Raw genomic sequence first — 15,636 nt, forward strand, 5'->3', positions numbered from 1 at the left:
CCGCGCTGGCACGGCATGCACCCGAACCGAGCTATAACCGATAGATCCATCGGCCACCCGGCGAGATGGTTAGCTGGGAAAACCTGAGGTATGGAAGCGAGAAAATCAACGCTGCGGCTATATATTGCGACACCGGCAGCACATGCTACCGAATCAGGAGATTTCGCTGGTTGAATGCGAAATCCGTTTGTCACTTAATGGAACAATTCCGCCGAGGTTCGAATTCGAGCCGATTCTCCGCCACCCACATCATTCAGAACGGACACCCGGCTCAGTCCGGCCGGACGCAAGCCGGGGCCGTCCACCAACGTACGTGAAAATGCAATGATCGTGAATTCGACTTTGTCTGCGACGTAACTACGCGACGAGGTCTCGTAGGGTGTCGGCGATCACCGCGATGACGCGCGAGGAATGCTGTTCCAGATAGAAGTGGCCCCCGTCGAAGGTGTGTATCGTTCCGCCCCCCGAGGTGTGCTCATGCCACCGCTGTGCTTCCGTCACCGTCGTGCGGGGATCATCGACCGCGGTCAGCACGACGATAGGCGCCGCGATCCGCGCGGACGTGGCGGGACGGTAGCTCTCGACGGCGCGGTAGTCGTTGCGAATCGCGGGCAGCACCATCTCCCGCATTTCCGGGTCGTTCAGCACGCGCGAATCAGTGCCGCCCAGTGCGCGCATCTCCTCGATGATGGTGGCATCGTCGCGAAATCGTGCGCTCTCGTCGCGAAGTATGCTCGGGGCCCGGCGCCCGGACGCGAATACGGCCAGCGCCCCAGCCCCGTCGCTCTCTTCGAATCGGCGCGCTACCTCGAAGGCCAGCACGGCTCCCATACTGTGGCCGAAGAAGGCGACCGGACCCCGCATGACCGGGATCATCGCGGTGTGGATCTGATCGGCCAGTTCCTCGATGGTCTCGATCAACGGTTCGTGGCGACGATCCTGTCTGCCCGGGTACTGCACGGCATGGACCTCGAATTCGGGAGTCAGGGCTGCGGATACGGGAAAGTAGTAGCTGGCGGAGCCGCCCGCGTGCGGAAAGCAGATCAGTCGGGCCCGGGCGGCCGACGTCTCGTGATAGGTGCGGAACCATAACCTGGTGTCGACCGGAGTCGGTGTCATCTACGAATCCTCTCGGGTACGGATACGGTCCAACGATCCCACCCTCGCACCGGGTCCGCCATCGGTGAATCATGCACTGCCCCGACCACATTCAGTGAGCAGGCGCACCAGCATGTCGACACGGCACCCGCATGCTGGGTGCGAAACCATGGCGAAGTCGTCGAGTGCGACCGCGATGGCTCGGAGTTACCTGCCCGCGAACAGCCGTCGGAGTTCTGCCCGCGGGCGAGCCACTGGGCTACATCGCTTGGGCGTACACGAAGCCGTAGTCCGATCGGTTTTCCTCGCGGGCCATCATGCGTCCGTTCACATAGATCGCGGCATAGACGTAGTTGGCGTTATCGTGCGTGATGGCCGACCAGACGAACGTTTTCTCGGTCATCACCACGTCGACGTTGCGGCACCACATGTCGCCGTCGGTCCGATCCGCCAGGGTGACGATCTGCTCGCGCTTGCCGAGCCCGTCGTAGTAGGTGATTTTGTTGTTGTCCTGGGTGTTCGAGCAGAACACGTAGCGGACATTGCCCCATTTGGGGACATCGACGGCCTGCGCGGTGCCGGCCCCCGCAACAGCAGCTCCGGCGAGCGCTGCGGCGACGCCCCACGTGGCGAGTACCCGCTGCGGCATTGTCGGTGTCATATGAACACAGTCCCTTCGATGATGACCCGTCGACGGAAGGCTCCCGCCGATGGTCGTCGCATGGCGAAGCCAGCGAACCGCACAGTTAATCACGTCGTTGCGCTCTGCGCTCATCGAGATCGAACGAATTATGTTGTTGGGCTGCGTGATTCGCAGAGTGCGGACGTCAGCCTTGCTCAGCCATGGCGCGGAGGTCGGGCAGTGCGCCGATACGTTGGGTGGTGGGACGACCCGGGGCGGCGGTCTGTGCCGAACCTGTCGCGCGGAGCAGGGATCTGACCTGGTCGGGGGTCGCGCGGCCGGGACCGAGGGCGCGCATACCCTGGTAGGCGGCGATGGCGCCGACGACGATCGGGGAGGCGCTGGAGGTGCCGCTGAATTCGTCGGTGTACCAGAGGTCTTCGTCGGGGCCGCCTTGGAGGTCGCCGTAGCCGGTGGTGGTGACTTCGCGACCCCAGCCCTGGGCGTCGAGGCGGGTGCCGTGGTTGGAGAAATCGAGGCGGGAGCGGGCGGGGCCGTGGTCTCGGCCGTGCAGACCCGGCGGTGGGGCCCCAGCGCCGACCAGGATGGCGCCCGAGTCGGCGGGGCCCGCACGGAAGGGGTTGTGCCAGGTGGCGGGAAAGTCGCCGGGGCGGGTGTCGTAGACGGCGTCGTTCAGGTTTTCGCCGCCGTTGCCCGCGGCTTCGACGACGACGATGCCGCGGCTCACGGCGTAGCGGATGGCGGCGAAGTCGTCGGGCCACCATTCGACGGCGATGTACCCGCGCTGATCAGGGGTGCCCTGGTAGTCGAATCGTGGTCCGGGGCGGTGCAATTCGATGAGGACGATGTCGCCGGGGTCCAGAGCGTCGGCGGCCGAACGGATCGCGGCGGCCGAACCGATGCCGAAGACGGAGATAGCTCTGATGTGGGCGTCGGGTGCGATTCCGGTGACGCCCACAGCGTTGAGATCGCCGCTGATCTCACCGGCCACGGCGGTGCCGTGGTTGCGCCAGCCCACATCCGCCGACGCGGTGCCACCGATCATCCCGCCCTGGTTCTGACGCAGGTCCTCGTGGGTGAACCGCCACGCACCCTCGACATCGATCACCCGCACACCGGTGCCGAGCCCGCCGGGCTGACCGTGCGCCCACACCGCGTCGATGCCGTGGGGTGCCGCGTCCAGATAGGCCTGTCTGACCCGGAAATCAGGTGTCACGGCCGGTGCGCGCGGTGCGACGATGTTCTCGGCCAGCGGCGCCAGTGGCGGTTCCGCCGCCGGCTTCACATACGCGGCGGCGACGGTGTCGTCTTCACGCAGCCGATGCGCGAGCTCGCCGAGGTCACCCAGCTCACCGTGCACCGAGTAGTAGCTCAGGTACTGACCCGCCACCGGCGCCTGCGGTGTGTCGGCCAGTCTGGCCGCCAACCGATTGTCCGGACCGAAGATCGGCACCAGATGTGCGGTGGCGGGCAGCAATTCATCGACCCTGGTCCGCACGGAGCGGTTTTCGCGCAGGGCGACCGGGGTGATCTCGGGGCCGGTCGCCGCGGTGACGACGATCAGTTCACCCGGCGGAACGGCGGGTGCGGGCACCCCTGATCGGCGCTGCCTGCTGGATCGAGTGGAGGCCATGACTACCAGTCAACCGCGCCCCGCGCCCGCCCGCTACCGTTCTGCCACACCAGCATCGGCGACACGCCGTCACCACACCGCGGCGACGACCCCGCCCACGGCGATCGCCCCGACATACACCAGTACCAGTCGGGTATCGCGCAACCAACACCGACTGCGCCGCAACCCGGCCCGCCACGCCCGCCAATATCCGACGAACGCGAGCGCCCCGAATCCGACCACCGCCCACGGTCCCACCAACCACGTCAGCAACGCCACGGTCGCGACCACACACAATGTCAGCGGGTCGGGTGGCTGTTGCCCGCGCACCGCCTCCTCGTAGTAGACCCCGCGCTGGTTCACCGCACCTCCACCGGCAACAACGCCCGCCCCGACGGTGCCGACGCCGACAACCGCTGCCGCGACAGCGCGGGCCACGCCTGCACCGCACAGAACGGCGCGCACTGATCGGCGTCAGCGCGCGTGCCGACGTGCACGCAACACTGGGTGAGCCGTTCCTCGATCATCGTCGACATGTCCATGAACGGTTTCACCGTGATCCGCACAACCCGTTCCCCGAGCAGCGTCCGCAATCGTGTGCGCCGGCCGGGCAGGGCCGAGGACGCCAAGGTGAGCAGCGTCGACATCCCCAGATCGCAGTTCTCACAGATGTTGCGCCACACCCGCCCGATCTCCGGATGCGACAGCGAGGACTGCTCCGACAGCAACCCCAACAGCGATTCCCGCACCGCCACCCGCAGTTCGGCGGGCAGCGCCGAGTCCGCGATCCGGTTCGACACCAGCCCCAACTGCTGTTTCAACCTTTCGTGCCCGATCAGCGAAACCAGCGAACGCCAGTCCCCGGCGTCGTCACGCAGCAGGTAGCCGACCGAGCAGCAGTGCGGGTGCGAGCACGGCAGCGCGGTGAGGTCACGCCAGGTGACCAGCCCGTCGGTCTGCGGGCCGAGTCGGCGCAACACACCGGTGTGGGTGAGCCGGTCCATCGGGTCGATCACTCCCGAACGCCCGGAACCGAACTGGGGTTGGATCGACACACCACCGACAAAGGGTGTGTTCATGGCAGTGCGCAGGACCGCGCCGATCTCGTCGTCGTTCACGCCCAGCGCCACTGTCATCACCAGGGTGGTGAAGATGGCGTTCGACGACAGTCGTTGCAGCGCCTGCTGTTTACGTACCCGCAGATCACCGCCGCGGTGATGCCGTGAGGCTTGCGCCGTTTCCCCGTCGTACTGCAGATACACCTCCACCCGGTCGCGATGCGCGCGCAGCAATTCCAGCAGTTCGTCGTCGACGGCGAGGCGCAGACCGTTGGTGTTGAGCAGGATCCGGGTGATGGGTCGCGCGGTCAGCTCGGCGAGCAACCGCGCCAGCTGCGGATGCAGGGTCGGTTCGCCGCCGCTGAGCATCAGCACGTCCAAGCGCCCGTTCTCGCGGGCCAGGCGCTGGTCGACATTGGCGAGCACATCCTGCACCGAGACCACACCACGCAGTTCGGGTGAGGAGTCGGCGAAACAGGTGGGGCAGCGCAGATTACAGCTGTCGATGATGTCCTCGAGCAGAATGCAGGTGTGCTGGGTCTGCATCTCGGGCAGCCCACGCAGATACGCCGAGGGCACGGGATCGAAATTGCCCGCGGTGTCGGGCAGGTGCGCTTTGGTCGGGGCGGTCCATTCTTCGAGATAGGCCAGGATTTCGGGGTCCTCGTCGTAGAGGGTCCGCACCATGCCGTGGGTTCGGCAACCGCGTTCGAGGAAGACCTTCCCGTCTCGTTCGGCCAACCACCCCGACAGTCGCGCGACATCGGGCAACGGTGTGTCGGGGTGTTCGTCGTGGCAGCGGGGGCAGAACGCGGTGACATACCGCAGGATCCGGTCGCCACGCAGCGGCATTCCGGTCATCGCGCCATCCCGAAGAAGCCGGTGTACAGCTCCGGGTTGATGGCCGTGCACAACCCCGCGGTGAACACGGTGACCAGCGACCAGCCGATCATCAGCCCAAGCCCGAACCCTTTGGGCGCGGGCCGTTTGCGCCGGATCAGCAGCCAGCCGCCTCCGAAGGCCGCTCCCGCGCTGGCCACCGCGGTGAGCCCGAACAGCACCTTGGTCGCGGTGTCGTCGTTGACGGAGCCGACCACGATGAACATGAAGAATCCGGCCATCGCATTGACCACGATGAACACCATCGCCCCCGCCAAGGCCATCGCCGCGACTTGACCGCCCTGCCCCGGCGGTTTTCCGCCCTGCTGCGGTGGTGGGGGTGGAAAATTCATGCCATGGCCTTTCGTCGAAGTACACCGTCGTAGTTCCCGCGCCGGTAGCCGACGGTCCAGCGCACCGCCACCAGGACCAGTCCCGGCAGCAGGAACCATTGCGGGCGTGTCAGATCCAGCCATACCGTGTCGTTGGCGCGGGTGAACTCGACCAGGAACCGGAAGATCGCATACGCCCCGATATAGAGGGTGAACAGCTCCCCCGGTGTGCTGATCCGGTCCCGCAACCACCACAGTGCGCCGAAAGCGGCCAGCTGGAACACGATTTCGTAGACAAAACTGGGATGCATCGCCACCCCGGCCACACATCCGGGGCACTGTGGAACGGTCGCCGGCGCGTGGATCCCCCACGGCAGGCTCGTCGGCCGTCCCGGCGCTTCGGTGAGCAAGCATCCGATGCGTCCCACCGCCATGCCGAGCGCCACCGCGGGTGCGAACAGATCACCGGTCCGCTCCCGATATCCGATGATCCTTTTCGCGACCAGCACACCCACATACGCACCGAGCAATCCGCCGAGCACACTGCGCGCACCGAACATCCAGCTCTCGTACGGATCGAGCGTGTCGACCAGACTCGACAACCGCATACCGATCGCCCCGCCGACCAACGCCCCGGTGACCGCGACCAGCGATTCTTCGCGCAGCGCGTCCTGGCGCCTGCACTCGACGAAGAACACCACCGCGGCGACAGCGACCCCGAGCGCGACGAAGAACCCGTGCGTCGGGATCCCCCACATCAGCTGCGCCATCATGGCGAAAGAGTATCGGGCCGTACCGTCACCGGACGTGAGTGAAACTACTCCCTATTCTGGGTACTACCCTGTTCGTCGGTGAACGACGATGCGGGAGTGAGTATTTCACATAGAATGAGGCAGGGCGAGTTTCTCGCCCCCGGTACCGCTCCTCGGGTACCAGCGTAGATCAGCGCGATAGTTCCACCATCTCGGGAATTCCATCGGGTACGCAGTCATACAGGGGGTCAATCATGTCCACAGCTGTCGATTTCGCGGCCAGGCTCATCGATCCGCAGGCCATCGCCGCGGCAGGCCATTCGGCGGTTCTCGCCTACATCTCACCGAGCAGGCCGGGCGCGAACTTCGGTGCCAAACCGATCACCGCCGACTACGCTCGCGCGCTCACCGCCGCCGGGCTCGACATCGTCTCCATCTGGCAATACGGCAAACCCGGCAACGCGACACCCTCGGACTGGACCACCGGGTTCGACGGCGGCCGGCGGATGGCCGAACAGGCCCTGGCCACCCATCTGAGCGTGGGAGCGCCGCGACAGGCACCGATCTTCTTCGCCGTCGACGAGGACATCTCGCTGTCGCAGTGGAACAGCACAGCCGTCGAGTTCTTCCGCGGCGTCAACTCGGTGCTGGGTACGGCATGGACCGGGATCTACGGGCATTCGCGGGTGTGCGCATGGGCGATCGAGGACGGGGTGATCGGCGCGCGGGGCCAGTTCAGCTGGGCGTGGCAGACGAGGGCGTGGTCCGGCACCGAACGGGGACCGCGCGCCGTGCTCTACCAGCGGGTCATCGACACCCCGAGCAACCCGGGGCCGCTGATCGACGGCACCCGCGTCGACGTCAACGACATCCTCGCCCCCGACTTCGGGCAGTGGGCGCTGGATCGCTCGGTATCGGTGCCACCGTTCACCGAAATCGACCGCCTCGGACCTTCGCACTCCCCGCGCGAGGGCGCCCGGGTCACCAACTTCCTGCTGCACACCCAGGAAGGCAACGGCACCGCCGAATCCCTTGCCGCCTACCTGAACAACCCGGACAACGGAGTGTCCTACCACTACACGCTGCGCGATGCGGTGGTGGTGCGGGTGGTGCCGGAAGAACTCGCGTCGTGGTCGGTGCTGTCGGCCAACCCGTTCACCGTGAATCTGTGCTTCGCGGGCAGTCGGGTCGCGTGGTCGCGGCAACAGTGGCTGGCCATCGACGCCGATCTGCGGATCGCGGCGTACCTCGCGGTCCGCAGCGCGCACCGGCACGGGTACTCGACCGAGGTGATCGAGCCGGACTACCACGTGGGCGACGGCATCTCCGATCATCACTACGTCACGAGAGCGCTGGGCATCGGCTCGCACACCGATGTCGGCCCGAACTTTCCGTGGGATGTGTTCGCCGCCCACGTCGCCGCTTTCGCCGGGGGTACGAGGCCGACCGCGATCGATGCTCGTGCCGCCGCGTCCCCGTGGTTGGGTGCGCGCCGCACCGACGGCGAACTCGCCACCCCGGACGGGTCGGGGCGTTTCGCAGAATTCGAGCACGGCTACGTGTACTGGCACCCGGCCACCGACGCCCACGCCATCCCGACCGTGGTTATGGCCAAGTACGCCGAGTTGGGTTGGGAAGCCGGACCATTGGGGTACCCGACTGGCGAGCACGCCGAACTGCCCGATCCCCGAGGTTCCGGCCCCGGGCTGGCGCAAGCCTTTCAAGGCGGCACGGTCTACCGGCGCGCCGCGCAACCCGCGTACTGGGTGCACGGTGCGATCGGTGCGCGCTGGGCGGCCGCCGGGTCCGAGAACGGTGAGCTCGGCTGGCCGGCCTCTGATGAGGTCGCCCACGACGACGGGATCTATCAGGCGTTCGAATTCGGCCGGATCTACTGGGTGCCCGAACAGATCGTGGCCCTGCGCAATTCCGGCGACCCCGATACTCCGTTGGCTCGGCCCGCCTGAAGGGTCAGGCCAGCAGGATCGCGAGGGTGGTGGCGCCGGCGCTCAGTACCAGCGCCGCCACCACCAGGATCGCGATCAGCCGTACCCGTGATGTCGGGCCGGTGTAGGTTTCGTCGGCGTTCAGCATGTCGTTGATGTCGATGGCGGCGAACTCACGGGTCGATTCGAGAGGGCCGGGCTGCTCGGTCATGTGCGTGACGCTAGTCCAGGTCACCACTGCCCGCCGCCGATACCCCACTCAACTTTTGCTGGACGGGGGCGCGGGTGGTGGCGAGGAGTTCGTCGAGCTGAGCTTCGGCGCGCTCGGCACGGGCCAGGGTTTGCTTGCGGGCGTCGTCGAGCGCGGCCCACCGTTCGGCCGCTTCGGCGCGCACCTGTTCCAGGGCGGCCGCCGATTCGGTGCGACGTTGCTGGGTTTCGGTGGTGGTGGTGCGGCGCAGTTCGGCGAGTTCGGTTCGGGTGCGGTCGAGTTCGGTGCGCGCGGTGTCGAGTTCGGTGCGGGCGCGTCGCCACTCCTCGCGTGCTTCGGCGGCGGCTTCCACTCGTTCGGCGGTGGCTTGTTCGGCGCGTTCGGTGGCACGGTCGGCGTCGGCGGCCCGCTGGATCGCCAGATCGCGTTCGGCGCTCGCGGCCGCGATCCTGGCTTCGGCGTCGCGGCACTGGTGGGCGATCTCGGTGTCGGCGCGCTGTTCAGCGCGGGCGACGGTGTCGGCGGCTTCTTGTTTCGCGGTGTCGATGTCGTCGGCCGCTTGTCGTTGCGCCGCACGCACTTGCGTCTCGGCATCGCTGCGCGCCGCGAACACATCCTCGGCGGCCTGCCGGGTGAGCGCGTCCACCGAGGCGACGACTTCGTCTCTGGCCGCGAGCGCCTCGTGCACCGCTTGCTCCGCCTGCTCCGCGGCCGCTACGGCCTCTTCGGCGACCGATTCCGCGAGCGCCCGTGCTTCTTCGGCCTCACGTCGCGCCTGTTCTGCTGCCACCGTCGCCATCTCGGCCTCGGCGATCCGTCGCGCCGCGTCGGCTTGCACTGCCTGGACCTGCGCCTCAGCTACTGACGGGTCTCCGATCGTCTGCAACTCGGCGACTGCCGCATTCAAGGTGGTCCCCAATTGCTCTGCCAGTCCCCGAAACTGCCCGAGCAGCTCATCGGCCCGCAACCGCGCCACGGTCACCGGCCCCTGAGCCGTCACAGTGACGGCAGCCGCCGCACTCTCGGACTCCTGTTGTTGCCGTTGCCTTTCCCGCCACGCCCGCCACCGGGTGTGGTCCGGGTGATCGCAGTACTCGGAGGGACGACCTGGCCCACCGGCGCGGGTAATGGGGCGGGCACAGCCCGGGTAGTTGCAGACGCTCGACACGGGAGAATCGTAGCGTTGGTTTCGTCATTTGCGTACGTATTAGACGAAACGAAACCCGTGTCGCCCCTTGGGAAGCCGAATCCAGCAATGCTGATCCTGACCCCCGATAAGTGAACATTATCGGGGGTCAGGGTTCCCGACAGTTCCAAACGAGCTCTCTTTATTTTCGTTTACGTTTGGTTGTAGTCAACGAAACGATACCGCTACGTAAACCGTCGAAAACTGTGCTCGGCTGTACGGGCGTACCAATGCCGGTACCCACCGATGACTTTCATGCCTCTCCGTCGTCGGTACCTCTGGGTACACCGACAGATAGGAGTTCAGGCGTGACGCAACCGATTCGAAGTGGCATGCCCTCGGTGCGGGCGAACGGTGTGGACCTCGGCATCGACAGCTTCGGCCGCGACGAGGACCCGCTGGTCCTGCTGACCGGCGCCACGACGATGTTGTCCTGGCCCGACGCACTGTGCGAGCGGCTCGCGGCGGGCGGGCGGCGCGTGGTCCGCTACGACCTGCGTGACTCCGGCGCGTCGACGACCCTGGACCCGGAGAATCCGGCATACGACCTACGCGATCTCGCCGCTGACGCGGCCGCGCTGGTCACGATGCTCGGTGCGGGAACCGCCCACCTCGGTGGTGTCGATGTCGGCGGGATGGTCGCGCAGGTCGCCGCGTTGGACCACCCGGACGTGTTCAACGCACTGACCCTCGTCGGCACCCGGCCGGTGGCCCCCGGTCCGGTCGACGAGGACCTGCCCGACCACGACCCCGCGGTCATGGGTGCGCTGTTCTCCCGTCCGCAGCCGGACTGGACCGACCGGGACGCCGTCGCGGCGTTCGCCGCCGAAGGTGCCGAGCTGATGGGCAACGATCCGGAGCAGGAGCGGGCGACAGCGGCCCGGATCTGGGACCGGACGCCATCGAGCGATCCCGCGGTGCACCAGGCGAACCAGCTCGGCATGGTGTTCTCCCGCATCGACTGCACCCCACGATGGCGGGAACGCCTCGGCGAAGTCGACCTGCCCACCCTCGTGGTGCACGGTCGCGCCGACCCGTTCTTCCCGGTTGGCAACGGCGAGGCCCTCGCCGCCGAGATCCCCGCGGCACGACTGCTCGTCCTCGACAACATGGGCACCGCCCTGCGGCACACCGCGGCCGATCAGGTCGCTGCGGCCATGCTCGCCCTCTGACTCCTCGTGAAGCCCGAGGCCGGACGGGTTTGCGCTAGATCACAATTGCTGTTGACCTCGAGTCAGGGTGAAAGCTCGTCGCAGCTCGAGGATTCGGCGGCGGCTTCCAGGTCCTCGATGCTGCCCGACATGATCGTCGGCACGTGTGCGGTGATGTGTTCGGCGGGCCAGTCCCACCACGCCACCGCGAGCAGCCGGTCGATATCGCGGTCGTCGAAGCGGGTTCGGATGAGGCGGGCCGGATTTCCGCCGACGATGCCGTAGTCGGGGACATCACCGGTGACGACGGAGCCGGTGCTGATGATCGCGCCGTGACCGATACGCACGCCGGGCATCACCGTCGCGCCGTTGCCGAACCAGACGTCGTTGCCGACGACGGTGTCGCCTCTGCCCGGCAAGCCGGTGAGCAGGTCGAAATGGTTCGACCAGGAGCCGCCCATCGTGGGGAACGGGAAGGTCGACGGGCCGTCCATGCGGTGGTTGGCCCCGTTCATGATGAATCGCGTGCCGGTGCCCAGCGCGCAGAACTTCCCGATGATCAGTTTCTCCGGCCCGTAGTGGTAGAGGACGTTGCGCGTTTCGAACGCGGTCGGGTCGTCGGGGTCGTCGTAGTAGGAGTACTCACCGACCTCGATGAGGGGCGAGGTGATCAGCGGTTTCAGCAGCACGACTCGCGGCTGCTCGGGCATCGGGTGCAGGACTGTCGGGTCAGCGGGAACAATCGTGGAATCGTGCGGCACGCGAAACTCCTTCGGCGGGCAGGCAATCGGGCGACGGTCTCAGTCGAACCGGCGGATCTGGTCGCGACGGTAGCCCCAGACCGTGAGCCCGGCGAACACCGCGATCCACACCGCGAGCATCACCAGCGACAGCGGACCCGCCGACTCCCCGGTCAGCGCGAGCAGGACCAGGTCGGTGGTTCCCCGGGTGGGCACGAAGGGCGCGATCTGCGCGATGAGGGACGGCGTGTCGGCGCGGTCGAAGAACATGCCACCCGCCACCGCCAGCGGCAGGAAACCGATGGAGTTGGCGATGATGGCGACCCGCAGCGACATCAGATAGCCCATCGCCAGTCCCAACAGGGTGAAGGTCACCACAGCGATCAGCACCGCTCCCGCCGCCAGCAGCACCCGCGCAGGCGGCGCCGAAGCGGCGGTGAACAATCCGGCCACCAGCAGGATCGGGATGATCGCCGCGGCGACGACCACCAGCCCGACCAACAGGTGGCCCAACATCTGCGGCGCGATTCCGCCCGGGAGGGTGCGCAGATAGTTCCCCCATGCCGATTCGCGCTGCGCCGCGATCACCACACTGAAGTGGCCGACGCACGCCAGCAGCACCCCGAACACCACCAGCGTTGCCGCGGCGGAGGTCATCGCCGCGGCGTCCTGGCCGATGAACGGGACCACGAAGAAGAGCATCACACCGACCGGGACCAGTGCCACGGTCAGGAACATCGTGGGCGTGCGAAGGGTCTCGGCGAGATTGCGCCGGGTGTAGGTCATGGTCAACGACGACATCATTGTCCTTTCAGGTCGGACGGTCGAACGCTCCGGTCGCCGGTGATCGCCAGGAAAGCGTCCTCCAGCGAGGCGGATGCGATCTCGATGTCGGTGAAGGACGCGCCGGTGGCGACCAGTTCCCGGACCAGTGCGGTGGCGTCGTCGGTGAGCAGATGGGTGCGGTCGGCATCGATCTCGATCGAGGTGACCCCGCGCAGTTCGGGCAGCACCGGGTCGGTCAGCGTGACCCGTTTGAGCCGCACCCGGCCGCGGATCTCGGCGACGCCGCCGTCTGCGAGCACCCGGCCGCGATCCAGCACCACGACCCGGTCGGCCAGTGCTTCGACCTCTTCGATGTAGTGGCTGGTCAGCACGACCGCGCCGCCGTCGGCGTGAAAGGACCGGATGCCGTCCCACAGTGCCCGGCGAGCGTCGACGTCGAGGCCGGTGGTCGGTTCGTCGAGGAAGACCAGCCGGGGCCGCCCAGCGAAGGCCAGCGCCACCGCGACCCGGCGCTGTTGGCCACCGGAGAGGCCGCCGATCTGCCGGTCGGCCAGCTCGGCGAGGTCGAAGCGGTCGAGGAGTTCTGTCCGACCCACCGGGTCGGGGAAGTGCGCCGAGACGAAGTCCACCAGTTCGGCGACCCGCCAGGTCTCGGGCAGTCCGGTCTCCTGCGGCGTCACCCCGATCACACGGCGGGTCGCCTCGTTCCGAGGGTCGCCGCCGCAGAGTTCGACGCTGCCGGAACTGGGGCGAAGCAGCCCGACCATCACATTGATCAGCGTGGACTTTCCGGCGCCGTTGGGGCCGAGGAGCCCGAGCACCTGCCCGGCCGGGATGTCGAGGGACACGCCGTCCAGCGCGGTTTTGTCGTCGTACCTGCGAGTGAGGTCGCGCGTGCGGGCGAGAATCGTCATGCGGGGGCCTGTCGGTTCGGGTCGGTCATGATCGGCGGGAGGTCGGGAAAGACGAAGGGCTCGGGTTCGCCGTGGGGTACCACCGGCCACGCCTGCCCGGTGCCGCCGCGCGTGAGCACCAGTTCGGCGACCTCGGCGACCCGCTCCGGTGGCAGAACGGCCACCCCCATCCCGGTGATGAACGGGGTCGCCTCGCCGAGCATCGTGGTGTCGACGAAGGTTGGGCACAGCGCGTTGACGGTGATGCCGTTCGCGGCCACGATCGGTGCGACCGATCGGACCAGCCCGACCACGGCGTGCTTGGTGGCCGCGTACAGCGGATTCATGGGGCTCTCACTCAGCCCTGCCAGGCTGGAGGTGACCAGGACCGCGCCGCAACCCTGCGCGGTGAACACCGCCAACGCGGCGTGCAGGCCGTAGACCACTCCGTCGAGGTTCACCGAGACCAGGTCGCGGTAGTGCTCGGGCCGGAATTCCTCGACGAAACCGCCCTTTTCGCCGATTCCGGCGTTGAGTACCGCGATGTCGAGACCGCCGAAGTGCTCGGTCGCAGCCTGCACCGCCGCGACGTTGTCGGTCCGCCGGGTCACGTCGGTGTGGACGAACACCCCGCCCAGCTCGTCAGCGACGGCCGCGCCGGCCTGGTCCACATCGGCGATGAGGACGCGGGCACCGCCCGAGGCGAACCGCCGGGCGATGGCGGCGCCGATGCCGCCGGCGCCGCCGGTGATGAGTACGACCTTGCCGTCGAGGGGGCTCATATGTTCTCCAGGGTCAGATGGGCCGGGTAGCGAGGTCGACGGCGGTGGTGATCTCGCGCAGGTAGCGGTCGATGTCGAGGTCGGGATCGTGGGACAGCGCGGTGGGGACGGCGTCGATCACGCCGCGGACGATGCGCGCCATGACGGTGACGTCGAATTCCCGGAACTCGCCGGCTGCCTGGCCCGCGGTGAACAGTTCCACCAGCGGCAGCAGCATCTGCCGGTCGGATTCGGTGGGGTCGATGCCGGGCAGGTCGGCCAGGCCACCCCCGGTGACAATCTCCACGAGCGCGACCATCCGCGCCGGGTGGGCGCGCATGTATTCCAGGTTCGAACGGATGTAGGCGCGCAACTGGGCGGTGGGCGTGGTTTCGGCGTCGATCATCGGTGCTATGAACGCGGCCCCGTCGGCGTAGACGGTTGCCATGACCTGCCCGATCAGTTCGGCCTTCCCCGCGAAGTGGTACGAGATCAGCCCGCGGCTGATCCCCGCACGGGCGGCGATCCTGCTCATCGACGCTCGGGAGTAACCGACCTCGGCGATGGTTTCCACCGCCGCGGTCACGATCTGAGCCCGGCGCGCCTCTTCGATGAAGGAACGCGACTGGCCGTCCTGATCAGAATTTGGCACCATAGCCAGAATTTAGCACATGGTGTCAGGTTTTTCGGCGGATACGTACAGCTAACTCGACAAACGGCAGCCGCAGACCATCCGGGGATGGTCTGCGGCTGCCGGAACGGCCGGGGCGCCGGTCGGCCATGCGAAGCCCTCGGGCGCAACAGCTTTGACTACTCAGGGGGTTACACGAGGACTCCGTGCCCGACGGTGACGTTCCCGTACAGGTTGCGTGCGAACACCTGCACAGCCTCCCCGCGCCCCTGTGACACCGGATCCATCAGGTTCTGCACGTTGCCGTACATGGCGTTGACCTCCAGTCGCGCGGCGCTGCCCCGACGAATCCCCACCTCCAGGTCACCCATCGATGTCTCCAGCCGGAGCACCCCACGCGAGGCTTCGTCGACGCGGATGTTGCCTTTGGCGGTCTTCGCGGTCACCGCCTCACCCGGGCGATCGACCACGATGTCGCCGGCGGCGACATCCAGGTCGCACCGGTCGAATTCGCCGACACTCACCAGTCGCCCCATGGCGAGGGTCGCGTCGAGCACGGAGCCGGTGGGCACCTGCACGGTCACCGAGAGCTCCGGATTGCCGCCGAACGGCGTGAAGGCCTTCCACTTCTTCGGAGCCTTGACCGTCAGCTTGCCACCGACGAACTCGACCTGAAGCTCTTGCGCGGCACGGACATCCGCCTTACTGGACGCATCGGCGGGTCGGACCTCGACGACGGCGTCGGTGCGGTCTGTGGCGACCACGGTGACATCACCGCAGGGCACATCGACGGTAACGGTGATGGGCTGCGGCGTCTGGAAAGTAGGCATCTGAACTCCTAGGGTGCGAACTCGGTTATACGTAGATGTATACGTACATTGCGTGCTCTCACTATAAGTAGATGTATACGTATAGCGCAACCCCTGACTTCCGCAGCCTCAGACGAGTGGCCACAGC

17 protein-coding genes and 1 pseudogene are annotated in these 15,636 nt (G+C 67.1%); 3 read left to right on the forward strand and 15 right to left on the reverse strand.

The features are described 5' to 3' along the window. Nucleotides 1–357: 357 nt before the first annotated feature. The 7 genes from ACLJPD_RS17650 to ACLJPD_RS17680 all read right to left on the reverse strand — a co-directional run bounded on the left by ACLJPD_RS17650 (nt 358) and on the right by ACLJPD_RS17680 (nt 6,395). A complete protein-coding gene (locus tag ACLJPD_RS17650) occupies nt 358–1,119 on the reverse strand; it encodes a thioesterase II family protein (RefSeq protein ID WP_410873282.1) in 762 nt (253 codons plus the stop codon). Between the two features lie 238 nt (nt 1,120–1,357). Next, nucleotides 1,358–1,747 (reverse strand): hypothetical protein, encoded by a 390-nt coding sequence (locus ACLJPD_RS17655; protein ID WP_410873283.1) that lies wholly within the window; start codon nt 1,745–1,747, stop codon nt 1,358–1,360. Nucleotides 1,748–1,925: 178 nt separating this feature from the next. After that, nucleotides 1,926–3,374: a S8 family serine peptidase gene (locus ACLJPD_RS17660; RefSeq protein ID WP_410873284.1), complete on the reverse strand. Its 1,449-nt coding sequence runs from the start codon at nt 3,372–3,374 to the stop codon at nt 1,926–1,928. A 69-nt stretch (nt 3,375–3,443) separates the two neighbouring features. Beyond that, nucleotides 3,444–3,716, reverse strand: a complete 273-nt coding sequence (locus tag ACLJPD_RS17665; RefSeq protein WP_410873285.1) for a hypothetical protein — start codon at nt 3,714–3,716, stop codon at nt 3,444–3,446. After that, nucleotides 3,713–5,263 (reverse strand): radical SAM protein, encoded by a 1,551-nt coding sequence (locus ACLJPD_RS17670; RefSeq protein WP_410873439.1) that lies wholly within the window; start codon nt 5,261–5,263, stop codon nt 3,713–3,715. The genes ACLJPD_RS17665 and ACLJPD_RS17670 overlap by 4 nt, the downstream gene beginning before the upstream one ends. Before the next feature lie 5 nt (nt 5,264–5,268). Continuing rightward, complete coding sequence (locus ACLJPD_RS17675) at nt 5,269–5,643, reverse strand: hypothetical protein (RefSeq protein WP_410873286.1); 375 nt, start codon at nt 5,641–5,643, stop codon at nt 5,269–5,271. Then, the gene (locus ACLJPD_RS17680; RefSeq protein WP_410873287.1) at nt 5,640–6,395 is read right to left on the reverse strand and encodes a prolipoprotein diacylglyceryl transferase; all 756 of its coding nucleotides are present in this window, start codon (nt 6,393–6,395) and stop codon (nt 5,640–5,642) included. The genes ACLJPD_RS17675 and ACLJPD_RS17680 overlap by 4 nt, the downstream gene beginning before the upstream one ends. Nucleotides 6,396–6,628: 233 nt before the next feature. Between ACLJPD_RS17680 and ACLJPD_RS17685 the strand changes: the two are divergent. Continuing rightward, nucleotides 6,629–7,282: pseudogene (locus tag ACLJPD_RS17685) on the forward strand (DUF1906 domain-containing protein); the annotation flags it as partial. Nucleotides 7,283–7,774: 492 nt separating this feature from the next. Further along, nucleotides 7,775–8,341 (forward strand): LGFP repeat-containing protein, encoded by a 567-nt coding sequence (locus ACLJPD_RS17690; protein ID WP_410873440.1) that lies wholly within the window; start codon nt 7,775–7,777, stop codon nt 8,339–8,341. 4 nt (nt 8,342–8,345) lie between these two features. On the opposite strand, the gene ACLJPD_RS17695 is transcribed toward ACLJPD_RS17690, so the two are convergent. Together ACLJPD_RS17695 and ACLJPD_RS17700 are read right to left on the reverse strand one after the other, a co-directional pair. Next, on the reverse strand, nt 8,346–8,531 hold the full coding sequence (locus ACLJPD_RS17695) for a hypothetical protein (RefSeq protein ID WP_410873288.1): 186 nt from the start codon (nt 8,529–8,531) through the stop codon (nt 8,346–8,348). 10 nt (nt 8,532–8,541) lie between these two features. Next, on the reverse strand, nt 8,542–9,699 hold the full coding sequence (locus ACLJPD_RS17700) for a hypothetical protein (protein ID WP_410873289.1): 1,158 nt from the start codon (nt 9,697–9,699) through the stop codon (nt 8,542–8,544). A 350-nt stretch (nt 9,700–10,049) separates the two neighbouring features. Here ACLJPD_RS17700 and ACLJPD_RS17705 point away from each other — a divergent pair, with 350 nt between their 5' ends. Then, entirely contained in the window at nt 10,050–10,889 is an 840-nt protein-coding gene (locus ACLJPD_RS17705; RefSeq protein WP_410873441.1) for an alpha/beta fold hydrolase, read from the forward strand. A gap of 62 nt (nt 10,890–10,951) precedes the next feature. Here ACLJPD_RS17705 and ACLJPD_RS17710 read toward each other — a convergent pair whose 3' ends face one another. From ACLJPD_RS17710 to ACLJPD_RS17735, 6 genes are all read right to left on the reverse strand, one after another. Beyond that, complete coding sequence (locus ACLJPD_RS17710; protein ID WP_410873442.1) at nt 10,952–11,578, reverse strand: CatB-related O-acetyltransferase; 627 nt, start codon at nt 11,576–11,578, stop codon at nt 10,952–10,954. A 90-nt stretch (nt 11,579–11,668) separates the two neighbouring features. Continuing rightward, complete coding sequence (locus ACLJPD_RS17715) at nt 11,669–12,409, reverse strand: ABC transporter permease (RefSeq protein WP_410873290.1); 741 nt, start codon at nt 12,407–12,409, stop codon at nt 11,669–11,671. After that, entirely contained in the window at nt 12,409–13,308 is a 900-nt protein-coding gene (locus ACLJPD_RS17720) for an ABC transporter ATP-binding protein (protein WP_410873291.1), read from the reverse strand. The genes ACLJPD_RS17715 and ACLJPD_RS17720 overlap by 1 nt, the downstream gene beginning before the upstream one ends. After that, nucleotides 13,305–14,069: an SDR family NAD(P)-dependent oxidoreductase gene (locus ACLJPD_RS17725; protein WP_410873292.1), complete on the reverse strand. Its 765-nt coding sequence runs from the start codon at nt 14,067–14,069 to the stop codon at nt 13,305–13,307. Before ACLJPD_RS17725 ends, ACLJPD_RS17720 begins: the two co-directional genes overlap by 4 nt. Nucleotides 14,070–14,082: 13 nt before the next feature. After that, nucleotides 14,083–14,703: a TetR/AcrR family transcriptional regulator gene (locus ACLJPD_RS17730; protein WP_410873293.1), complete on the reverse strand. Its 621-nt coding sequence runs from the start codon at nt 14,701–14,703 to the stop codon at nt 14,083–14,085. Nucleotides 14,704–14,870: 167 nt separating this feature from the next. Beyond that, entirely contained in the window at nt 14,871–15,509 is a 639-nt protein-coding gene (locus ACLJPD_RS17735) for a DUF4097 family beta strand repeat-containing protein (RefSeq protein WP_410873294.1), read from the reverse strand. Between the last annotated feature and the right edge of the window lie 127 nt (nt 15,510–15,636).

This window comes from Nocardia sp. A7 (assembly GCF_046549215.1).
Lineage (GTDB): Bacteria > Actinomycetota > Actinomycetes > Mycobacteriales > Mycobacteriaceae > Nocardia.

Coding starts and splice junctions, on each gene's coding strand:
- ACLJPD_RS17675 (WP_410873286.1), bottom strand. CDS start 5,643: ATGAATTTTCCACCCCCACCACCGCAGCAGGGCGGAAAACCGCCGGGG.
- ACLJPD_RS17725 (WP_410873292.1), bottom strand. CDS start 14,069: ATGAGCCCCCTCGACGGCAAGGTCGTACTCATCACCGGCGGCGCCGGC.
- ACLJPD_RS17730 (WP_410873293.1), bottom strand. CDS start 14,703: ATGGTGCCAAATTCTGATCAGGACGGCCAGTCGCGTTCCTTCATCGAA.
- ACLJPD_RS17655 (WP_410873283.1), bottom strand. CDS start 1,747: ATGCCGCAGCGGGTACTCGCCACGTGGGGCGTCGCCGCAGCGCTCGCC.
- ACLJPD_RS17660 (WP_410873284.1), bottom strand. CDS start 3,374: ATGGCCTCCACTCGATCCAGCAGGCAGCGCCGATCAGGGGTGCCCGCA.
- ACLJPD_RS17715 (WP_410873290.1), bottom strand. CDS start 12,409: ATGTCGTCGTTGACCATGACCTACACCCGGCGCAATCTCGCCGAGACC.
- ACLJPD_RS17720 (WP_410873291.1), bottom strand. CDS start 13,308: ATGACGATTCTCGCCCGCACGCGCGACCTCACTCGCAGGTACGACGAC.
- ACLJPD_RS17670 (WP_410873439.1), bottom strand. CDS start 5,263: ATGCCGCTGCGTGGCGACCGGATCCTGCGGTATGTCACCGCGTTCTGC.
- ACLJPD_RS17735 (WP_410873294.1), bottom strand. CDS start 15,509: ATGCCTACTTTCCAGACGCCGCAGCCCATCACCGTTACCGTCGATGTG.
- ACLJPD_RS17710 (WP_410873442.1), bottom strand. CDS start 11,578: ATGCCCGAGCAGCCGCGAGTCGTGCTGCTGAAACCGCTGATCACCTCG.
- ACLJPD_RS17680 (WP_410873287.1), bottom strand. CDS start 6,395: ATGATGGCGCAGCTGATGTGGGGGATCCCGACGCACGGGTTCTTCGTC.
- ACLJPD_RS17695 (WP_410873288.1), bottom strand. CDS start 8,531: ATGACCGAGCAGCCCGGCCCTCTCGAATCGACCCGTGAGTTCGCCGCC.
- ACLJPD_RS17650 (WP_410873282.1), bottom strand. CDS start 1,119: ATGACACCGACTCCGGTCGACACCAGGTTATGGTTCCGCACCTATCAC.
- ACLJPD_RS17705 (WP_410873441.1), top strand. CDS start 10,050: ATGCCCTCGGTGCGGGCGAACGGTGTGGACCTCGGCATCGACAGCTTC.